Genomic DNA, 17,874 nt, shown 5'->3' on the forward strand with positions numbered 1-17,874 from the left:
GTTTACAATTATGGGTATCGTTTTTAAATAACAGTTACGTTGTTTTCTAGAGTTTGGATGCTTAAGCTAACTCTTCTTTTAATAAACTAGCTTCAATAGCATCCCATAATCCGATTCGTTTTTCTAGAGCAGCAATAGATACTTGCTCAACTTCAGCCCATTTTTTAGGATCTTCTCCACAAAGTTCCGTAATCATTTGCATAGCCATTGGTCCGTGCTCATCAGCATCGAGTTCAATATGTCTTTCAAAATAATAGATTAGTTTACTTAAATCAGTTTGAGGGAAATTCTGTTGAAAATTCTTCAAGATGGCAGTAAACATACTCGGGATAAGGTCTTCTCTTCCAAAAGTAAATGCAGCTGCGATTTCATGTGTTTTCCCTTCGTCAATCACTTTAAAAGTAAAGTCTAAAAACTCTTTGATGTTAGGATGCAAGCTACTTGTTTTAATGGCAACAAAGATGTTTTGTAATGAGTTTACCTCTGCCAAGAAATCAGTAATCCCTGTTGTATTGGCACCGCATGATTCCATTGCTTCAATGTACATCTCGTAATGACTTTGGCGACGGCCGTCAATCGTTAAATCGGTTTCCTCAGCTAATACAATTTCGTTAATTAAATACCTTGTTTCAGGATTTGCTGTGGCAAACCAAGGTGTGGTAGTACACGTTAATTTAGATTGTAATGCTTTTAGTAAGGACATAAAATCCCAAACGGCATAGACATGATTTTCAAGGAATACGTGTAAATCATCTATAGTTTGTACTTTTTGGTACAAAGAATGCTGTAATAAGGTATTTTTTTGGGGCGCAATAGTTTTGTTTATGCTTTCAATTGTCATAGTAATGGTTTTAAAGTAGGTTGTAATTGAAATGCTGCACTTTTGTTTTTTGGATACAATCTTAAAATTTTGATGCAGTGGTATTTTGTACAAAGATAAAAAAGCTCCTTGTTTCCAAGAAGCTTTCATTATCAATTTTATAGATACTTTAATAGTTGTTTATTACTACTTAAATGCAGGGATTCCTGTGATGTCCATTCCAGTAATTAGTAAATGAATATCGTGTGTTCCTTCGTAGGTGATCACCGACTCTAAGTTCATCATATGACGCATGATAGAGTATTCACCGGTAATTCCCATTCCGCCTAGAATTTGTCGGGCTTCACGAGCAATGTTAATCGCCATATCTACGTTATTACGCTTAGCCATAGAGATTTGAGCTGTAGTAGCACGGCCTTCATTTCTAAGTACTCCAAGTCTCCAAGTAAGTAATTGTGCTTTGGTGATTTCAGTAATCATTTCGGCTAATTTCTTTTGTTGTAGCTGCGTTCCAGCAATTGGTTTGTCAAATTGGATTCTTTCTTTTGCGTAGCGCAAAGCCGTATCATAACAATCCATTGCAGCACCGATAGCACCCCAAGCGATTCCGTAACGAGCCGAGTCAAGGCAACCTAGTGGTGCGCCAAGACCTGATTTATTAGGCAAAAGGTTTGCTTTAGGTACCTTTACGTTGTCAAATATTAACTCTCCAGTTGAGGAGGCACGTAGTGACCATTTATTGTGAGTTTCAGGAGTTGTAAAACCTTCCATTCCGCGTTCTACGATTAAACCGTGTATTCTTCCTTCTTCATTTTTTGCCCAAACAACGGCAATATCAGCAAAAGGAGCGTTAGAAATCCACATTTTAGCACCATTCAATAAATAATGGTCGCCCATATCTTTAAAGTTGGTAATCATACTTCCAGGATCCGATCCGTAGTTTGGTTCGGTTAAACCAAAGCATCCCATGAATTCTCCCGTCGCTAACTTTGGCAAGTATTTCATGCGTTGTTCTTCATTTCCGTATTTCCAAATAGGATACATTACTAGGGATGATTGAACAGATGAGGTAGAACGAACACCTGAATCACCACGCTCAATTTCTTGCATGATCAATCCGTATGATATTTGGTCTAAACCAGCGCCACCATATTCTTCAGGAATGTAAGGACCAAAACCACCTATTTCACCCAAACCTTTGATGATTTGTTTTGGAAATTCAGCACGTTGAGCAAAGTCTTCAATAATAGGAGAAACTTCTTTTTTTACCCACGCACGAGCAGAATCACGAACTAGTTTGTGTTCCTCTGTTAGTAAATCGTCTAAGTTATAATAATCTGGAGATTGAAATAAGTCTGGTTTCATGGTTTTGCTAATTTAAGTGATACAAAGTTACACAAAGAAATATAACAAAACGATTAACAATTGTTATAATTTTTGAAATCAAGTGTAGATTGTGAATTTAAATTAAATTTATTGCTTTCAAGAATAAGTTTGCACTATTTAAAGTTTACATTTTCAAATAAAACTCTTTAGTTAACGCAATATATTCTGGAGTATATACATGTCTTTCTATTTCAATAATCAATTCATCAACTACAAGATCGGTTGTTTCATTACGAGATAAAGCCAATAAACTGCGTTTGATTTCAGTAGTTGGCGTTCCTTTTACATGTGTAATTTTGAAAGGATATAATTCAAATTCAGTGGCAAGAGCTAGGAACTTTTCTTCTTCTTTAAACGGAATGATAACTGCGAATATTCCATTTTCAGATAATAATAAATCCGCAGCTTCGATTAAATCTTCAAAAGGCATGGCGTCTTGAAAACGAGCTAAATCACGTTGCTCATTATCGGATTTGAAATCCTCGGAATAAAAAGGAGGATTGGAAATTATCAAATCATATTCGTCTTCGGGTTCTTCGATAAATTCATCTAAGCCCGCATGAAAACAAAATAAACGATCACTCCAAGGAGAGTTTTCAAAATTATCTACCGCTTGCTCATAAGCTGCTTCGTCAATTTCTAAAGCATCAATTTGTTCAGCGTTGGTACGTTGTGCTAACATCAAAGCAATAATGCCAGTTCCAGTGCCAATATCTAAAACACTAAACGGATGGCTGGTTGTTGGAGCCCAAGCGCCCAGTAAAACGCCGTCAGTGCCTATTTTCATAGCGCAACGGTCTTGTTCTACAGTAAATTGTTTGAATGTAAACATAAATTAAAATTCCAATTTTTTAAATTCCAAATTCTAAATAGAACCAGAATTAAAATGATGTTTGATTATTGTAATAAATTGTGATTTTCTAAATCTCCATTTCATTTTTTTGAAAATGTGATTCTGTATTGGTAATTGCGTAGCATGAATTGCATTGTAAAAATGGATAAATTCTCTTTTTATTTTTGAGTTTTAGTAATGATTACAGATAAAATCTTTCTTAACTCTTCGATTTCTAAAAGGAGCGGATTGGATAGATTAATATGTTCCGGATTTAGTTCTTGTAATAATCGAAGTCAATACTTACTCTCTTTAGCTTCCTTTCTCGCTATCTTTAATCGAAACGATAGGTCTTTCTCACCTAGTTTTTCATTTGCTTCAATATAGTTTGCTCCAACAGATCCTGAGGAACGAACTAGTTGCTTACAATCTTCAATATTTGAAATGGTTTTAGGGAGTACCCGAATATAGCTACGACAATCTTTAGCAAATAAATACGTTCTTTCTTCTAAATCGAAAGGCTTCTCCATAAATGATTTTTAAATTTCAGATCAATATCAAATGTAGTCGATTTTTCTGAATTTAAATTTTTCTTTTTTTGGATTTTGGAATTTGAAGATTGAAATTTCTATTACAGATACATTTCAATCAATCCTTCTGGGAGGTCCATGATGACTTTTTTGTTTTCACGATCGATCTTAACTAAGAAATGATCAATCATAGGAATCAGAATTTCAACATCGCCATTCAAAACTTCAAAAAGTGGTTGCGCGGTACTGTCGTTTATAGATTCTATTTTTCCTACTACACCAAGGCGTTGGTCTTCTACTTCAAAACCAATAACTTCGTGAAAATAAAATTTGTTACCAGAGAGTTTAGGTAACATTTTTAAAGGTAAATACAAGTGATTGCCTAGCATTGCTTCAGCTTCTTCCTCTGTTTTTACATCTTCAAAACGAATTCTAAGAAAATCGTTTTTATGCAAGGAGCTACTTTCAATAAAAAAAGGAACCAAGTGTTTGTTGTATTCAACAAACACTGATTCCAAGTTTTCGTATAACTCAGGTTCATCCGTGTCTAAATAGGCAAGAACTTCCCCTTTGAAACTAAATTTTTTAGCGATTTTACCTAAATAGAAACATTCTTCTTTACGCATTGTCGCCTACTAAATTATGCTTGAGTCTCTTCGTTGTTTTCTTCTGCAGCAGGAGCTTCTTCAGCTTCAACTTCAGCAACTTCTTCTTCAACAGCAGGAGTCGCAGCAGCGATAGCATCAGCTTCAGCTTGTGCAGCAGCAGCTAAACGTTTAGCGTTAACTTCTTGCTCTGCTTTGAAAGCTTTAGCTTTAACATCAGCTTGCGCTTTTGATAAACCATCTTTCTTAGCATCAACTGTTCCGTTTTTAGCTTCTAACCAAGCAGCTAATTTTGCATCAGCTTGCTCTTGAGTCAAAGCTCCTTTACGGATACCTCCATCAAGGTGGTGTTTCAATAAAGCACCTTTGTAAGAAAGAATAGCTTTAGCAGTATCAGTTGGTTGTGCACCATTGTGCAACCATTTTACTGCGCTATCAAGATTTAACTCGATAGTTGCTGGGTTTGTGTTTGGATTGTAAGTACCAATTTTTTCTAGGTATTTACCATCTCTTTTTGAGCGAGCATCTGCTGCTACAACCCAGTAAAAAGGTTTTTGTTTTTTACCGTGTCTTTGTAATCTAATTTTTACTGACATAATCGTGTGATTAAATTTTGAGGTACTCGACCTCGATTAATTAAGGGTGCAAAGATATACTATTTTTTCGAATTTACTAAAAACAACTTATTATTTTGAATGATAGTGATTTGGCTTCTTATTGATACTCTTTTTATGTGTTCTTGTACGTGGTTTTCATCAAAATATCATACTTTTGCTACTTAAAGTGCATTTTTATGAAAAAATATTTAGCGCCCCTATTGCTATTGATCTGCTTGAGTTCGTGTCAAGAGGATGTTCGATTCAATAATCCTTCTTTTCAAGGATTAAAAGATAATGTTTTTTGGAGAGCCATTCAGTCACAAGCTACAATTGACGCAAATGGTGCAGTGGTTGTAAAAGCCTATACCAGTAATGAGGTCGTGACTCTAAAAATGACTTCGACTACGGCGCAGCTTTACCCGATAGGAACTAGCGATTCTAAAACAGCGACCTACGTTTTGACTGATGCTTCAGGAACGTTAACTTTTACAAGTGGAACAGGTATTGGAAATGGACAAATTGTTATAACCGAATATGATGCAGTAAACAACACCATCTCAGGAACCTTTAAGTTTAATTTAGAAAACGTAAATAATAATCCGTTAGGTGGCACAACACTAAATTTTCAGCAGGGTGTTTTTTATAAGGTGCCTATTGTAGCGGCTACGGTGCTTAATTAACTGCTATGTAAGTGGATACTAATTCATTGATTTGTAGTTTTCTGTTATTTTGCTTAATTATTTTTTTCAAAATAAAAGTATAAATAAGCTAATAGATAGTAGATTAGAGAATATTTAGAGTACATTTGTTGCAATTATTATAAATAAGTACATATGAATATTTTTGTTGGAAGCCTTCCATTCAGTATTGAGGAAGCAGATTTAAGAGAGTCTTTCGAGGCTTATGGAGCAGTTGATTCAGTTAAAATTATCTCAGATAAATTTACAGGAAGAAGTAAAGGATTTGGTTTTGTTGAGATGCCAAATGATGATGAAGCTCAAAAAGCGATTGACGAATTGAACGGAGCGACTGTTCAAGGACGTGCAATTGTGGTTAACAAATCTGAGCCAAAACCAGAAGGCGAAAGAAGAAGTTTTAATAACAACCGCGGTGGAGGAGACTCTCGTGGAGGTTACGGAAGCAACAATCGCGGTGGTGGTGACAGAGGAGGAAGATATTAATATTTTTTTCTACAGTATAAAAAAAGGGAACAATGTAAATTGTTCCCTTTTTTGTTTGTGTCTACTTTAGTTGGAGCTATTCTTTTTTACTCTTGTTGTAAGACTTTAATATCATCACTTAGTGCAGTCATGCTGGTTGGGTCTAAACTATTGTAAATGCCGCGTATTATTCGGTTTTTATCGATTAAAACGAAGTTCTCTGTATGTAGAAAAATAGAACTGTCTTTGTTCTCGCCCAAGTCTTCTTCTACGAAATAATATTTCCGACCTAAATTATAAATTTCGTTTTTGGGGCCAGTGAGTAATTTCCATTTGCTATACTGCACATTTTTCTTTTTGGCGTAAGCCGCTAAAACAGGAATAGAATCCATATCAGGAGTTACCGTATGAGAAACGAGTTGTATATCGTCATTATTTTCAAATTCAGATTGCAGTTTGGTCATACTATCGGCCATTTTAGGGCAAATTCCGGGGCAGGAGGTGAAGAAGAAATCGACTACGGTTATCTTGTCATCTAAATCTTTTTCAGAAAATGTTTTTCCTTCTTGATCCTTTAGCTGGAATGGACGAATTTTATGAAAAGTGTCGGGATCATCTACTGTCCATACCGGTGAGTAGTCAGCGGTGTTGTAATAGGGTAGCTTTCTCACGTTTTCTTTGTCTTTGCAGGAAAAGGCAAGGGAAATCAATACAAATAATATCGCTTTACTTTTTTTCATTGGAGGTAGATTTAATGATGCCATTTTTTAAGGTGTAACATAGATTTGATTTTTGCAAACCATAGCGATGTCCGTCTTTGGATTCATAATTAATGTACGGTTTTCCGTTTTCGCGCCACGCTTTTTGCATGCCGTCTTCATTATCATTTTTATACATTAAAAAACAGTAGGGACTTCCGCTTTCATACCATTGTTTTTGCATGCCTTCACGTTTGTCATTAAAATAAGAAAAATCAAATTTCATATTGCCATTTGCCCAATAGCCATAGTGTCGTCCGTAGCCAATACCGTTTTTATAATTTCGTTCTGTTTCCAGCTTTCCATTTTCAAAAAAAGTTTTGGTCGTTCCGTGTTGCCTTCCTTGATAATAAGAGGCGAAACTTTTTACTGTATCGTTTTGATACATTTCTTTTATGAAACCTGAATAGGGCTTATTATTAAAATAATAAACCCCGTTCTCTAATTTCAGTTTGTTGTCGTTTAAAAAAATTGTAGTATTTGGCACATGCGAAATATCAACTTTTTCAAAAACGTTATTTGATTTTTTATTCACTGTTTCTGAACAACTAAATAGAAGTTGGCAAAACAATAAAATAATAAATTTATTGCGTAAATGTTCCTTTTGTACCATTGTAACTTCCTGATTTTAAGATGTAAAACCTACTACCTAAATAGGCTGTGTTGCTAGCGTGATAATGATAAATAGCTGTAGAAAAATCTGCTGTTACTCCTATATGACCACCATTTGCATCTAAATTTGAAGGGTAACTACCGTCCATATCCTTTCTTGCATAAATAGGAAAACCATCTCTTAAAAATCCTATTAATTTTGCGTCATCATTCCCCATAAAATCACCAGTACAATGGTAATGATACGTATTTCCTGGTCCAGGGTGTGCACCTGCTCTATCAAAAGAACCAAGTACACCTGCATCTACAGGTACATTTCCACCTTCACGGTCATTATAGATTGGAACTCCATTCAACGCCATACCAATAGCTCCTAATGCTGTAACTTCTTTGGTTGTTGCTTCTACAGGATTTGTAGGGATTGTCATTGCATAATTTTGAACTCCAATAGTTCCGGGATTAAGCGTTGAACCTGCCATTTGTGCTTCATACAAAGGATGTCCAACACCATAATAGGGTGAAACGTGGTCTGGTGTTCCATTAGATTTTAATGTGATACTGTTGCCGCTTGTTGAAATTGTTACTGCGGTTTTGTATTTTGATTGTACTACACTTGTAATAGATACACCTACTGCTGCTGGCGTCGTTGTTGTCGTATTAGTGGTCGTTGTTTCGTCTTTCGAACATGCGTATAGGCTAATTACGGCGCAAATAGCAAGACTTAATTGGATTTTGTGATTTCTGTTTTTCATTAGAATATAATTTAAATTTGGATGGTATTAGGGTCTTTCTTTTCGCTCTGGTTTTGGTGCTTTTTTGAGTTCTTCTAGGCTTAAAAAACCATCTTTATTGAGGTCAATTTTTTTGAAATCCTCTTTAATAGGGCCTTTCAACTCTGCCAGGGCTAGTTTACCATCTTTATTAGCATCCATCTCTTTCATGAGTTGCTCTGCCGTAGGTGGTTTTTTTCCTTCTTGTCCGCGAGGTGGTTGTGCGTAAGTGAAGACAGTACCTAATGCAAGTAGTAAAATAGTGTAACTCGCTTTTTTGAATGTGTTGCTTTTCATGACTTTAGTTTTTATTTCAGTACAAAGGTGAGTTAATTTTCGATTTACAAATAAAATATTCAATGAAGGTGCCAAAGTATTCAGTGAATCGGTTAACTATGCCCACAGAAGTTCTTTTTACGGGGTTTAAATTTGCCTTTTTCAAGAAATGATTCATTTTTATTGCATTTATTTGTACCATGAATAAATTTAATAGAACTCTTTTTCAGCTCGTTTTGTGGGGTAGTATTTGGGTAATTCTCGGCATGAACCAAAGGAATTTTCTTCTTTTTTTTCAAAATAATTATCCGGCCTATCTTTCGCAAATTGTCTTGATAGTTGGACTTATTTACCTGCTAGCACCTACACTTCTTTTTAAGAAGAAGTACTTTTTGTTTGGGGTAGTATCCATCGTGTTTTTACTTTTCTTTGCCTTTGGGTCTAGCCATTTTATGGATCACCGTCAAATGGCTGATGGAGCTCCACCTCTTAGTGATATGGGTATCAATAGACCACCACCTATGAGGGAAAGAATGAAGCAAGGGCCATCTCCTGTTGTGATTAATTTGCTCTTATTGTCGGTCTCGTATATTTTGTCTGTTTTTTTAGAAACATTTTCGTTTGCACAAAAAAAGGAAGAAGCATTACAATTCGTTAAAACTGAAAATATCCAAAACGAACTTAAGTTTTTAAAATCACAGATTAATCCTCATTTTTTATTCAACTCTTTGAATAATATTTATGCCTTATCCATAATTGATGCTACTAAAGCACAAGAGAGTATTTTGTATCTGTCGGATATGTTGCGTTATGTGTTGTACGATTGCGAAAAATCAAGTGTTGCAATCGAAAAAGAGGTCGCCTATATCGAGGATTTTATTAATTTGTTTTTGCTGAAAAGCAGTAAAAAATATCCTATCAAGACGCAGTTTTCGATAGGTAATAAAAGTTTAAAGATAGCTCCTATGCTCTTGATTCCATTTGTAGAAAATGCTTTTAAACATAGCAATGTCGAAAGTCTAGATGGTGGGTTTATTAGTATTGTATTGTCGTCTACAAGCGATAGTGTGCATTTTACGATTGAAAATAGTTTTTCAAAAGGACAGAAGGTGCAAGACAGCGTTGGTGGAATCGGAATCATAAATGTTAGAAAACGTCTTGAATTGTTGTATCCTAATGCGCATTCCTTAGAAATTGTCGAAAAAAACAATACCTTTAGTGTAGAACTAAAAATAAATACAAATGCTTAAATGTGTTGTAATTGATGATGAAGAATTAGCTCGAAAGTTGATTGAGAGTCACATTCAAAAACTAGATTTTTTAGAATTGGTTGGAAGTTATGAAAATCCGTTGCAGGCGTTAGATTATATACAACGAAATCCTGTTGATGTTGTTTTTTTAGATATTCAAATGCCTGAAATTAAAGGGACAGATTTAGTGAAAATGTTACCTGATTCTGCCAAGATTATTTTCACAACGGCCTATTCTGATTATGCAATCAAAGGTTTTGAGCTAAGTGCCTTGGATTATTTATTAAAACCAATCGGCTTTGAGCGTTTTTTACAAGCAGTTCAAAAAATTAAAAGAGATACATCGAGTGTTTTTCCTGATACCATAACGGTTAAATGCGGCTATGACTTATTTAAAATAAAATACGACGACATTACTCATATTGAAAGTGATAGTGAATACGCAATTTTTCACACAGCAGCAAAGAAAATAATGACTTTGCAATCGCTGAAATCCTTAGAAAAATCCTTAGATCCAGCCGTTTTTATTAGAGTGCATCGCTCTTTTATTGTAAATAGAACCAAGGTGACGGGACTTAAAAGTAGAGATTTGTCGCTAGGTACAATTCAAATTCCGGTTAGTGATAGTTATTATGAGTTAGTGAAAAAGGAGTTGTTCGGGTAGGTTTATTACAGAGAGCTTCGCTGAGGTTTCTCGGAGGTTTTTTTAAGCTACTTAATCGATAGTGTTACACAGAGATTAGCAAAGGTATCTCAGAGTTTCTCAAAGTTTTTTTTAAGCTTTTTTGCGATACCTACTTAAGCGATGATATTACACAGAGATTAGCAAAGGTATCTCAGAGTTTCTCAAAGTTTTTTTAAGCTCTTTTGTGAATCTTGGTGTCCCTTTTGCGAATCTTTGCGAAAGCTATTCAAGCGGTGATATTACACAGATATTTGCAAAGGTTGCTCAGGGTTTTTATAAGCTCTTTTGTGAAACTTTGCGAAACAGCCTTAAACAAAAAACTGCCCCAAAATTGAGACAGTTTTTAAAGTATTTATTTTTGGTGTTACAAATTAGCTACTAACCAATCTCCAACATCACTTGTTTTATAAGATCTAGTACCCTTAGCCACTAAATCTTCGGTTACGATTCCTTGTTCTAGCGATTTGTTGACAACCGCTCTAATTGCAGCTGCTTCTTCGGTTAGACCAAAGGCATCTTCAAACATCATTGCTGCTGATAACACAGTTGCTAAAGGATTAGCAATATTCAACCCTGTTGCCTGCGGGTAGGAGCCGTGAATAGGTTCGTACAGTGAAGTGTGCTCACCTACAGAAGCTGATGGCATTAATCCCATAGATCCTGAAATAACCGAAGCCTCATCAGTTAAGATGTCTCCAAATAAATTTTCAGTAATTAATACATCATAGGAATTTGGCCATTGCACTAAGCGCATCGCTACGGCATCCACAAATTCATAGCTAACTTCTACTTCAGGATAGTCTTTTTCCATCGCTTGTACCGTTTCTCTCCATAAACGAGAGGTTTCCAAAACGTTAGCTTTATCAACGCAACATAATTTTTTAGAACGCGTCATGGCCAGTTCAAAACCTTTTTTAGCTAAACGTTGTACTTCAGCTCTAGTATACACGCAGTTGTCAAATGCAGTTTCTCCACCGTCTCTTCGGCCTTTTTCTCCAAAATAAATTCCACCGGTAAGTTCTCTTAAAAAAACCAAATCAGTTCCTTCGATGCGTTCCCTTTTTAAAGGTGAATTATCAATTAATGATGGGAAAGTAAAAGTGGGACGTACGTTAGCAAATAAGCCTAATTTTTTACGCATCAATAACAAGCCCTGCTCTGGTCTCACGGGAGCAGTAGGGTCATTGTCATATTTTGGGTGACCAATAGCGCCAAATAGAACCGCATCAGCTGCCATGCATATTTCATGTGTTTCGTCAGGATAGGGAACACCCACGGCATCAATTGCGCAGGCTCCAGTAAGAGCAGGTGTCCAAGTGATTTCATGATTGAATTTTTTGGCAATCGCATCCGAAACTTTTACGGCTTCATTGATTACTTCAGGTCCTATTCCGTCTCCGGCTAAAAGTGCTATTTTTAATTTCATGATTGTTTTTTGATTTATTTTTTATTCTTAAAAGTACCAAACTTCATTTACAATTTCTTAAAGCTCAGAAAATAAGGGGCTAAGTAGCTTTGGTACTTTTTTAAACTACATTCAACATCTTTTGCGTGGCAACTATTGCAGCAACCGTTTGGTCAGAGTCTAATCCTCTTGTTTTAAATTCTTTGCCATTATTCGTCCAAGTAATTACCGTTTCACACAAAGCATCAGAGCTACTTCCGGGCGGAATCCGAACAGCATAATCGATTAGTTTGGGCAAGGATAGATTTTTGCTTTGGTATATTTTGCCTAAGGCATTCATGAAAGCATCAAATTGACCATCGCCTTGGGCATGTTCCTCAATTAGTTCTCCGTCTATTTTTAAAGACAAAGTGGTTGACGGACGCATTCCCTTCGCATGAGACAAGATGTACGACTCCACCACAATTTTTTCTTCGAATATTTTACTGTGTAAAACATCTGAAATAATATAGGGTAAATCCTCTTTGGTAACCGTTTCTTTTTTGTCTCCTAGCTCAATAATTCTTTGGGTTACTAGTTTTAAATCTTCTTGATTTAGTTTCAAACCTAGTTCTTGTAGGTTTTTTTCAATATTGGCCTTGCCAGAAGTTTTTCCTAGAGCATATTGTCGTTTTCTTCCAAAGCGTTCCGGAAGTAAGTCATTAAAATACAAGTTGTTTTTATTGTCTCCATCAGCATGGATTCCTGCAGTTTGAGTGAATACGTTGTCGCCTACAATAGGTTTGTTAGCCGGAATTCGGTATCCTGTAAATGCCTCTACTAATTTACTCACTTTATACAAGGACGATTCTTTTACGTTTATGGTTATGTCAGGCATAAAGTCATTGATAACGGCAACGGTACTTTCAAGAGGTGCATTTCCAGCGCGTTCTCCCATTCCGTTTACCGTAACGTGCAGTCCATGAACTCCTGCTTTTAGGGCTTGCATAACGTTAGCGATACTTAAATCATAATCATTATGAGCGTGGAAATCAAAATGAATACTTGGATATTGCTCCACAATCTTGGATAAATACTCAAAAGTATGTTCGGGGATAAGCACACCAAGCGTATCGGGGAGTAAAACTCTTTTTATGGGTTGGGTTACTATAAAATCTAAATATTGGAAAACATATTCAGGTGAATTGCGCATTCCATTACTCCAATCCTCTAAATAAACATTAGTTTCAATTCCGTTTTCTTGTGCCAAAGCAATGCAAGCAGCAATTTCAGAAAAATGTTGTTCGGGTGTTTTTTTTAATTGATGGATTAAGTGATTTAGAGAGCCTTTAGTCAATAAATTTTGAACTTTGGCCCCCGTATTGTTCATCCATTCAATGGATAGACCGCCATCAACAAAGGTCAATACTTCGATACGTTTTGAATAGCCCTTTTCATGTGCCCACGACATAATGCCTTTCACTCCTTGAAATTCGCCTTCGCTGACGCGTGCTGAGGCAATTTCAATGCGATCGACATTCAATTCATCTAACAATAATTGGGCAATGGTTAATTTTTCTGCGGCAGAAAAAGACACTCCTGAGGTTTGTTCCCCATCGCGAAGTGTGGTATCCATTATTTCAATAGTTCTTTTCTTCATTATTTTATTTCTATGCCAATAGTGGTGTACTATTATGCAGCTAGTATGCTATTTTTATTTGGAATAAACTCAGGGTGATTCCGTCGTAATGTTTAGGTAATCCGTTATAATCGGGTGTGATAACTCCCAGGAATTCAAAACCACATTGCTGGTAATAATTTATTAATTCGTCGTTGTCTCCCCAAGTATCTAATCGCAGGTATTTCAGTTTTTTTTCTTTGGCGAAAGCCAAGCCCCACTGAACAATTTGTTTTACAAAATGCCTTCCTTTGAAGCTAGGATGCGTTACTATGCGATGAAAATAAACGGCTGGATCTTTGTTTTTTTCTTTCCAAATACTTTCATCTTGAAAAGTGATGGCAAATACAGCTGCGATTTCACTTTCGATTATAATTTTCCATTGTCTGTTCTCGGCAATTTCGGTTGCAACCAGTTCGCGATCAAATCCCATCCAATGCTTATTGAATTTGGTCTTTTGATAGGCCACTGCCAAATCATAAAATTCAAAAACAGTGTCAATATTAGCGATGGAACTGGGTTCAATTTTCATAATTTCAGTAATCGGGTTGCTACAAAAGCAGTAGGTTAAAGGATTAGATCAGTTGCTTTTCAGCAAAAGTTACAATGTCCTCTTTGATGTTTTGTAAATAATCGATATCATCAAAACCATTGATCATATTATTTTTTTTGTATCCATTGATATCAAAAGATTCTTTTTGCCCCGTCACTTTTAAAGTAATGGTCTGATCCGGTAAATTGATTTCTAGTTCCGTGGTAGGATCTGCGTCGATGGCTTTAAAAATGGTGTCAGCAAATTCTGGGCTCACTTGTACTGGTAAAACTCCAATATTTAAGCAGTTTCCTTTAAAAATATCGGCAAAAAAACTAGAAACTACTGCTCGAAATCCGTAATCGTACACGGCCCAAGCGGCGTGCTCACGAGATGATCCTGAGCCAAAGTTTTTTCCGCCTACAAGTATTTTTCCGGAATAGGTTGGGTTATTCAGTACGAAGTCCGCTTTAGGAGTATCATCTCCATTGTACCTCCAGTCTCTAAACAAGTTGTCCCCAAAACCTACACGCTCTGTTGCTTTCAAAAAACGAGCGGGAATTATTTGGTCAGTATCGACGTTTTCTATTGGTAGTGGCACTGCACTACTAGTTAGGATATTAAATTTATCGTATGCCATTTTTTATGTTGCTTTTAGCAGTCGGCTTTGAGCTATGGGCTTTGGGCGGGGACTGCAATATTATTGATTTAACTTAAGTCGTAATTGATAAATTTGTTTTCGTATTTGAATTATTTTGTTTCCCAAACCTTGATATGTAGTAAGGTTTAAATATTTCAAGTCAGAAGTTAGTAATAATAAATACTCAACTTCAGAACAGGATGCAATTGCAATATTCAAATATCAAGCAAATTCTTTTTCAGAATTAGAACCACAACCTTCGGCGAAATTTGTTGGAATAGACGATGTTGCTCTTCTCAATTGACTTGTTAATCCAAATAATTCCTCTTTTGGAAATTCTTTTGTAACCTGATAAATTTCAAGGGTGAACAAATGACTTTCCTGCCAAACATTGTATTTTCTAAAATCTCTCATTTCCTTAGCTTTTGGGTGTAAGCAGTACGAATAAAGCCCATTGCCCAAGGCTCACGGCTGATTGCTTCTTAAAATAGATCCCTCGGATCAGTCAATTTTCCAGTAACCGCTGCTGCTGCTGCCATGATAGGCGAGGCTAACAACGTTCTTGAACCTGGACCTTGACGACCTTCAAAGTTTCTGTTTGAGGTACTTACCGCATATTTTCCAGCAGGTACTTTATCATCATTCATTGCTAAACAAGCCGAACATCCTGGTTGACGCAGTACAAATCCAGACTCAGTTAGAATGTCAAGCAAACCTTCTTCTTTAATTTGGGCTTCGACAACGTGCGATCCTGGTACTAACCATGCGGTTACGTTATCAGCTTTTTTACGACCTTTTACAATATCAGTAAACGCTCGGAAATCTTCAATACGACCATTAGTGCAGCTTCCTAGAAACACAAAATCGATTGGTTTTCCTATCATAACATCATCCTCTTCAAATCCCATATAGGCCAAAGATTTCTTGTAGGTTTCAGCTCCACCTTGCACTTGACTCGCATTCGGGATATTTTTTGAGATACCTATTCCCATTCCAGGGTTAGTACCGTATGTAATCATTGGCTCTATGTCTGCTGCGTCGATATGTAGCTCTGCGTCAAATTTTGCGTCGGCATCTGTTTTTAATGTTTTCCAATAAGCCACTGCCTTTGTCCATTCTTCTCCCTTTGGTGCGTATAATCTGCCTTCAAGAAAATCAAATGTTTTTTGGTCAGGAGCAATCATTCCGCCACGCGCGCCCATTTCGATAGAAAGGTTGCAAACGGTCATACGGCCTTCCATAGACATTTCTTCGAAAACATTTCCGGCGTATTCAGCAAAATATCCTGTTCCACCAGAGGTAGATAATTGAGAAATAATGTATAATGCTACATCTTTTGGACCTACACCTTTACTTAAGGTTCCGTTTACGTTGATGCGCATTTTCTTTGGTTTCGGTTGCATGATACATTGCGTAGCAAGTACCATTTCAACCTCTGAAGTTCCAATGCCAAAAGCAATCGCTCCAAAAGCACCGTGTGTTGACGTGTGTGAATCACCGCATACGATAGTGGCTCCTGGTAAGGTAATTCCGTTTTCAGGACCTACTACGTGTACGATTCCGTTTTTGGCATGACCTAAACCCCAGTGCGAAATACCATATTCGGCGGCATTATCTTCGAGCGCTTTTAGTTGGTTAGCTGATAAAGGATCCTCAACTGGAAGGTGCTGATTAATAGTTGGTGTGTTATGATCTGCTGTTGCAAAAGTGCGTTCGGGATACAAAACGGGAATATTTCTAGATTTCAATCCCAAAAAAGCTACAGGACTTGTTACTTCATGGATAAAATGGCGGTCAATAAAAAACACGTCGGGTCCATCTTCAATTTTACGAACAACATGTGCATCCCATACTTTATCAAATAATGTCTTACTCATTGTAATGATTTTAATTTCTAAATTTTACAATGCCAGTTTTTCTAGCGCTTGTAATAGAAAGCAAAATTAAAAAAAGAGGGGAAGTCGTCAATTTGTGTATTTGGTTTTATACGATACCCAAAAACACATTTAGTTTAAAATAGCTCGTTTTTTAATCGAAGCTAATTGATCGGCCTTTTTGAGCTAAAGTCATTTCTAGACTAAACGCTATTGTTTTTTAAACAGGCGCATCTATAAAGTGTTGCATTGTTTGTAAATTATTGGTCTGATAACGTTTGTTAAATGTGTGATTTTTACTTTTTAAGTACTTTTGTTGTGAATATTGCTTATTGAGTAGTTTTTGGGAATAACGTATTTCAGTAGTTTTTAATGGTAAAGAATGTCATTACATCGACTTAAACAACTATTTTATGCCTACAAATATTACGACATCCAAAATTATAATTGATTTTTAATAAAGGTTTAAGTTATTATAGTTTTTGGAGGGATAGTAGTTTTTTTAGGTTTATTACTAGTAAATAACAAGAATAATTCTGTTGTACATATTTTATAATTCATTGGATTTTTTGGTTTATCATTTTTAAGATTTGCATAGTTCTGTCCTTAAACTTATAATTATATTTTAACGGCTGGTGAATAGTTGTAGCAATGGTGATTATTTACCATGTTTTAAAGCAATTGTATTAATGTTTTTAACGATGATACGAATAAAAAGAAGGAAATGTTTTTGTTAAATAAATTAGTAATTATTCTTAATTTTTTGTTAATTTGTATCATGTTAATTTTTTTAAGGCTTTTGTTGATTTATTTTTCTATAAATCAGAAATAAATATTCATTTTTAATATCATTTTATGAAAAAAACTTTTTTTTATGTACTACTTCTTTTTTTTGTAGGGAAAACATCCTTTGCTCAATATATTGGAGAAATTAGAATTTTTGCTGGAAATTTTGCACCATCGGGTTGGATGTTTTGCGACGGGTCTATAATTTCGATATCTGAAAATGAAACCTTATTTAGTCTAATTGGAACCACTTATGGAGGTGATGGGCAAAGTACATTTGCATTACCTGATTTAAGGGGGCGTATTCCTGTAGGTATTGGCCAGGGTGTAGGCTTAGGAGCGGTCCAAATTGGTCAGTCATATGGCGCAGAGAATGTTACTTTGCAGTCAAATCAAGTTCCATCCCACTCGCACAGCGCTCAAATTTCAGTAAGTAATGCTAATGCCAATGTAAAAACACCAATTGCAACTTCTACAATTGCTAAAATGGGTACTTTATCAGGTAGGACATTTGTTCCTGCAAAAAGCTATAATGGTATTGACCCAGATGTCTCGATTGGTGTAATGACAACGGCTACAGTAGGTGCCTCAGTGCCTGTTTCTTTAATGAAACCTTTTACTGGTGTAAATTACATAATCTCCGTGTTTGGTATTTATCCTAATCCATAATAGCTTAATCGTTACTTTAAATCACAAA

At 35.9% G+C, this 17,874-nt stretch carries 20 protein-coding genes and 1 pseudogene; 5 read left to right on the forward strand and 16 right to left on the reverse strand.

Annotation, left to right across the window (positions count from 1 at the left end; all coding sequences use genetic code 11):
• Window positions 1–61: 61 nt before the first annotated feature.
• The 6 genes from ACZ2G0_RS04910 to ACZ2G0_RS04935 form a co-directional block, all read right to left on the reverse strand.
• Entirely contained in the window at window positions 62–841 is a 780-nt protein-coding gene (locus ACZ2G0_RS04910; protein WP_470309254.1) for a DUF3050 domain-containing protein, read from the reverse strand.
• 165 nt (window positions 842–1,006) lie between these two features.
• Entirely contained in the window at window positions 1,007–2,185 is a 1,179-nt protein-coding gene (locus ACZ2G0_RS04915) for an acyl-CoA dehydrogenase family protein (protein ID WP_470309255.1), read from the reverse strand.
• A 145-nt stretch (window positions 2,186–2,330) separates the two neighbouring features.
• Window positions 2,331–3,038, reverse strand: a complete 708-nt coding sequence (locus ACZ2G0_RS04920; protein ID WP_470309256.1) for a tRNA1(Val) (adenine(37)-N6)-methyltransferase — start codon at window positions 3,036–3,038, stop codon at window positions 2,331–2,333.
• Window positions 3,039–3,334: 296 nt separating this feature from the next.
• Entirely contained in the window at window positions 3,335–3,568 is a 234-nt protein-coding gene (locus ACZ2G0_RS04925; RefSeq protein WP_470309257.1) for a four helix bundle protein, read from the reverse strand.
• Between the two features lie 101 nt (window positions 3,569–3,669).
• Window positions 3,670–4,194, reverse strand: coding sequence for a ribosome maturation factor RimM (gene rimM, locus ACZ2G0_RS04930; protein WP_470309258.1), 525 nt, complete (start codon window positions 4,192–4,194; stop codon window positions 3,670–3,672).
• 14 nt (window positions 4,195–4,208) lie between these two features.
• Entirely contained in the window at window positions 4,209–4,769 is a 561-nt protein-coding gene (locus ACZ2G0_RS04935; RefSeq protein WP_470309259.1) for a 30S ribosomal protein S16, read from the reverse strand.
• Between the two features lie 197 nt (window positions 4,770–4,966).
• Here ACZ2G0_RS04935 and ACZ2G0_RS04940 point away from each other — a divergent pair, with 197 nt between their 5' ends.
• Window positions 4,967–5,452 carry a DUF6252 domain-containing protein gene (locus tag ACZ2G0_RS04940; protein WP_470309260.1) on the forward strand — a complete coding sequence of 162 codons (486 nt, stop codon included), beginning with the start codon at window positions 4,967–4,969 and terminating at the stop codon, window positions 5,450–5,452.
• A 153-nt stretch (window positions 5,453–5,605) separates the two neighbouring features.
• Window positions 5,606–5,953 carry an RNA recognition motif domain-containing protein gene (locus ACZ2G0_RS04945; RefSeq protein WP_300287934.1) on the forward strand — a complete coding sequence of 116 codons (348 nt, stop codon included), beginning with the start codon at window positions 5,606–5,608 and terminating at the stop codon, window positions 5,951–5,953.
• An 86-nt stretch (window positions 5,954–6,039) separates the two neighbouring features.
• On the opposite strand, the gene ACZ2G0_RS04950 is transcribed toward ACZ2G0_RS04945, so the two are convergent.
• The 4 genes from ACZ2G0_RS04950 to ACZ2G0_RS04965 are packed head-to-tail and all read right to left on the reverse strand — an operon-like array spanning window position 6,040 to window position 8,369.
• Complete coding sequence (locus ACZ2G0_RS04950) at window positions 6,040–6,672, reverse strand: SCO family protein (RefSeq protein WP_470309261.1); 633 nt, start codon at window positions 6,670–6,672, stop codon at window positions 6,040–6,042.
• On the reverse strand, window positions 6,659–7,225 hold the full coding sequence (locus ACZ2G0_RS04955; RefSeq protein ID WP_470309262.1) for a toxin-antitoxin system YwqK family antitoxin: 567 nt from the start codon (window positions 7,223–7,225) through the stop codon (window positions 6,659–6,661). Before ACZ2G0_RS04955 ends, ACZ2G0_RS04950 begins: the two co-directional genes overlap by 14 nt.
• A 49-nt stretch (window positions 7,226–7,274) precedes the next feature.
• Window positions 7,275–8,054: a YHYH protein gene (locus ACZ2G0_RS04960; protein ID WP_470309263.1), complete on the reverse strand. Its 780-nt coding sequence runs from the start codon at window positions 8,052–8,054 to the stop codon at window positions 7,275–7,277.
• Window positions 8,055–8,081: 27 nt separating this feature from the next.
• Window positions 8,082–8,369 carry an EF-hand domain-containing protein gene (locus tag ACZ2G0_RS04965; RefSeq protein ID WP_470309264.1) on the reverse strand — a complete coding sequence of 96 codons (288 nt, stop codon included), beginning with the start codon at window positions 8,367–8,369 and terminating at the stop codon, window positions 8,082–8,084.
• A gap of 179 nt (window positions 8,370–8,548) precedes the next feature.
• Here ACZ2G0_RS04965 and ACZ2G0_RS04970 point away from each other — a divergent pair, with 179 nt between their 5' ends.
• Both ACZ2G0_RS04970 and ACZ2G0_RS04975 read left to right on the forward strand, forming a co-directional pair.
• A complete protein-coding gene (locus tag ACZ2G0_RS04970; RefSeq protein WP_470309265.1) occupies window positions 8,549–9,598 on the forward strand; it encodes a sensor histidine kinase in 1,050 nt (349 codons plus the stop codon).
• Window positions 9,591–10,262 (forward strand): LytR/AlgR family response regulator transcription factor, encoded by a 672-nt coding sequence (locus ACZ2G0_RS04975; protein WP_470309266.1) that lies wholly within the window; start codon window positions 9,591–9,593, stop codon window positions 10,260–10,262. The genes ACZ2G0_RS04970 and ACZ2G0_RS04975 overlap by 8 nt, the downstream gene beginning before the upstream one ends.
• Window positions 10,263–10,647: 385 nt before the next feature.
• On the opposite strand, the gene leuB is transcribed toward ACZ2G0_RS04975, so the two are convergent.
• The 6 genes and pseudogenes from leuB to leuC form a co-directional block, all read right to left on the reverse strand.
• On the reverse strand, window positions 10,648–11,709 hold the full coding sequence (gene leuB / locus ACZ2G0_RS04980) for a 3-isopropylmalate dehydrogenase (protein ID WP_470309267.1): 1,062 nt from the start codon (window positions 11,707–11,709) through the stop codon (window positions 10,648–10,650).
• 100 nt (window positions 11,710–11,809) lie between these two features.
• A complete protein-coding gene (locus ACZ2G0_RS04985; protein WP_470309268.1) occupies window positions 11,810–13,327 on the reverse strand; it encodes an alpha-isopropylmalate synthase regulatory domain-containing protein in 1,518 nt (505 codons plus the stop codon).
• A gap of 40 nt (window positions 13,328–13,367) precedes the next feature.
• The gene (locus ACZ2G0_RS04990; protein ID WP_470309269.1) at window positions 13,368–13,877 is read right to left on the reverse strand and encodes a GNAT family N-acetyltransferase; all 510 of its coding nucleotides are present in this window, start codon (window positions 13,875–13,877) and stop codon (window positions 13,368–13,370) included.
• A gap of 43 nt (window positions 13,878–13,920) precedes the next feature.
• Entirely contained in the window at window positions 13,921–14,517 is a 597-nt protein-coding gene (leuD, locus tag ACZ2G0_RS04995; protein WP_470309270.1) for a 3-isopropylmalate dehydratase small subunit, read from the reverse strand.
• Between the two features lie 60 nt (window positions 14,518–14,577).
• Window positions 14,578–14,931 (reverse strand): annotated as a pseudogene (locus ACZ2G0_RS05000) (four helix bundle protein).
• A gap of 68 nt (window positions 14,932–14,999) precedes the next feature.
• Window positions 15,000–16,394 carry a 3-isopropylmalate dehydratase large subunit gene (gene leuC, locus ACZ2G0_RS05005; RefSeq protein ID WP_470309271.1) on the reverse strand — a complete coding sequence of 465 codons (1,395 nt, stop codon included), beginning with the start codon at window positions 16,392–16,394 and terminating at the stop codon, window positions 15,000–15,002.
• A gap of 852 nt (window positions 16,395–17,246) precedes the next feature.
• On the opposite strand from leuC, the gene ACZ2G0_RS05010 reads away from it, so the two are divergent.
• Window positions 17,247–17,846 (forward strand): phage tail protein, encoded by a 600-nt coding sequence (locus tag ACZ2G0_RS05010; protein WP_470309272.1) that lies wholly within the window; start codon window positions 17,247–17,249, stop codon window positions 17,844–17,846.
• The last annotated feature ends 28 nt before the right edge of the window (window positions 17,847–17,874 follow it).

Source organism: Flavobacterium sp. KKT103 (genome assembly GCF_055640565.1).

Coding starts and splice junctions, on each gene's coding strand:
- leuC (WP_470309271.1), bottom strand. CDS start 16,394: ATGAGTAAGACATTATTTGATAAAGTATGGGATGCACATGTTGTTCGT.
- ACZ2G0_RS04910 (WP_470309254.1), bottom strand. CDS start 841: ATGACAATTGAAAGCATAAACAAAACTATTGCGCCCCAAAAAAATACC.
- ACZ2G0_RS04965 (WP_470309264.1), bottom strand. CDS start 8,369: ATGAAAAGCAACACATTCAAAAAAGCGAGTTACACTATTTTACTACTT.
- ACZ2G0_RS04925 (WP_470309257.1), bottom strand. CDS start 3,568: ATGGAGAAGCCTTTCGATTTAGAAGAAAGAACGTATTTATTTGCTAAA.
- rimM (WP_470309258.1), bottom strand. CDS start 4,194: ATGCGTAAAGAAGAATGTTTCTATTTAGGTAAAATCGCTAAAAAATTT.
- ACZ2G0_RS04945 (WP_300287934.1), top strand. CDS start 5,606: ATGAATATTTTTGTTGGAAGCCTTCCATTCAGTATTGAGGAAGCAGAT.
- ACZ2G0_RS04990 (WP_470309269.1), bottom strand. CDS start 13,877: ATGAAAATTGAACCCAGTTCCATCGCTAATATTGACACTGTTTTTGAA.
- ACZ2G0_RS04975 (WP_470309266.1), top strand. CDS start 9,591: ATGCTTAAATGTGTTGTAATTGATGATGAAGAATTAGCTCGAAAGTTG.
- ACZ2G0_RS04950 (WP_470309261.1), bottom strand. CDS start 6,672: ATGAAAAAAAGTAAAGCGATATTATTTGTATTGATTTCCCTTGCCTTT.
- ACZ2G0_RS04915 (WP_470309255.1), bottom strand. CDS start 2,185: ATGAAACCAGACTTATTTCAATCTCCAGATTATTATAACTTAGACGAT.
- ACZ2G0_RS05010 (WP_470309272.1), top strand. CDS start 17,247: ATGAAAAAAACTTTTTTTTATGTACTACTTCTTTTTTTTGTAGGGAAA.
- leuD (WP_470309270.1), bottom strand. CDS start 14,517: ATGGCATACGATAAATTTAATATCCTAACTAGTAGTGCAGTGCCACTA.
- ACZ2G0_RS04940 (WP_470309260.1), top strand. CDS start 4,967: ATGAAAAAATATTTAGCGCCCCTATTGCTATTGATCTGCTTGAGTTCG.
- leuB (WP_470309267.1), bottom strand. CDS start 11,709: ATGAAATTAAAAATAGCACTTTTAGCCGGAGACGGAATAGGACCTGAA.
- ACZ2G0_RS04970 (WP_470309265.1), top strand. CDS start 8,549: ATGAATAAATTTAATAGAACTCTTTTTCAGCTCGTTTTGTGGGGTAGT.
- ACZ2G0_RS04960 (WP_470309263.1), bottom strand. CDS start 8,054: ATGAAAAACAGAAATCACAAAATCCAATTAAGTCTTGCTATTTGCGCC.
- ACZ2G0_RS04920 (WP_470309256.1), bottom strand. CDS start 3,038: ATGTTTACATTCAAACAATTTACTGTAGAACAAGACCGTTGCGCTATG.
- ACZ2G0_RS04935 (WP_470309259.1), bottom strand. CDS start 4,769: ATGTCAGTAAAAATTAGATTACAAAGACACGGTAAAAAACAAAAACCT.
- ACZ2G0_RS04985 (WP_470309268.1), bottom strand. CDS start 13,327: ATGAAGAAAAGAACTATTGAAATAATGGATACCACACTTCGCGATGGG.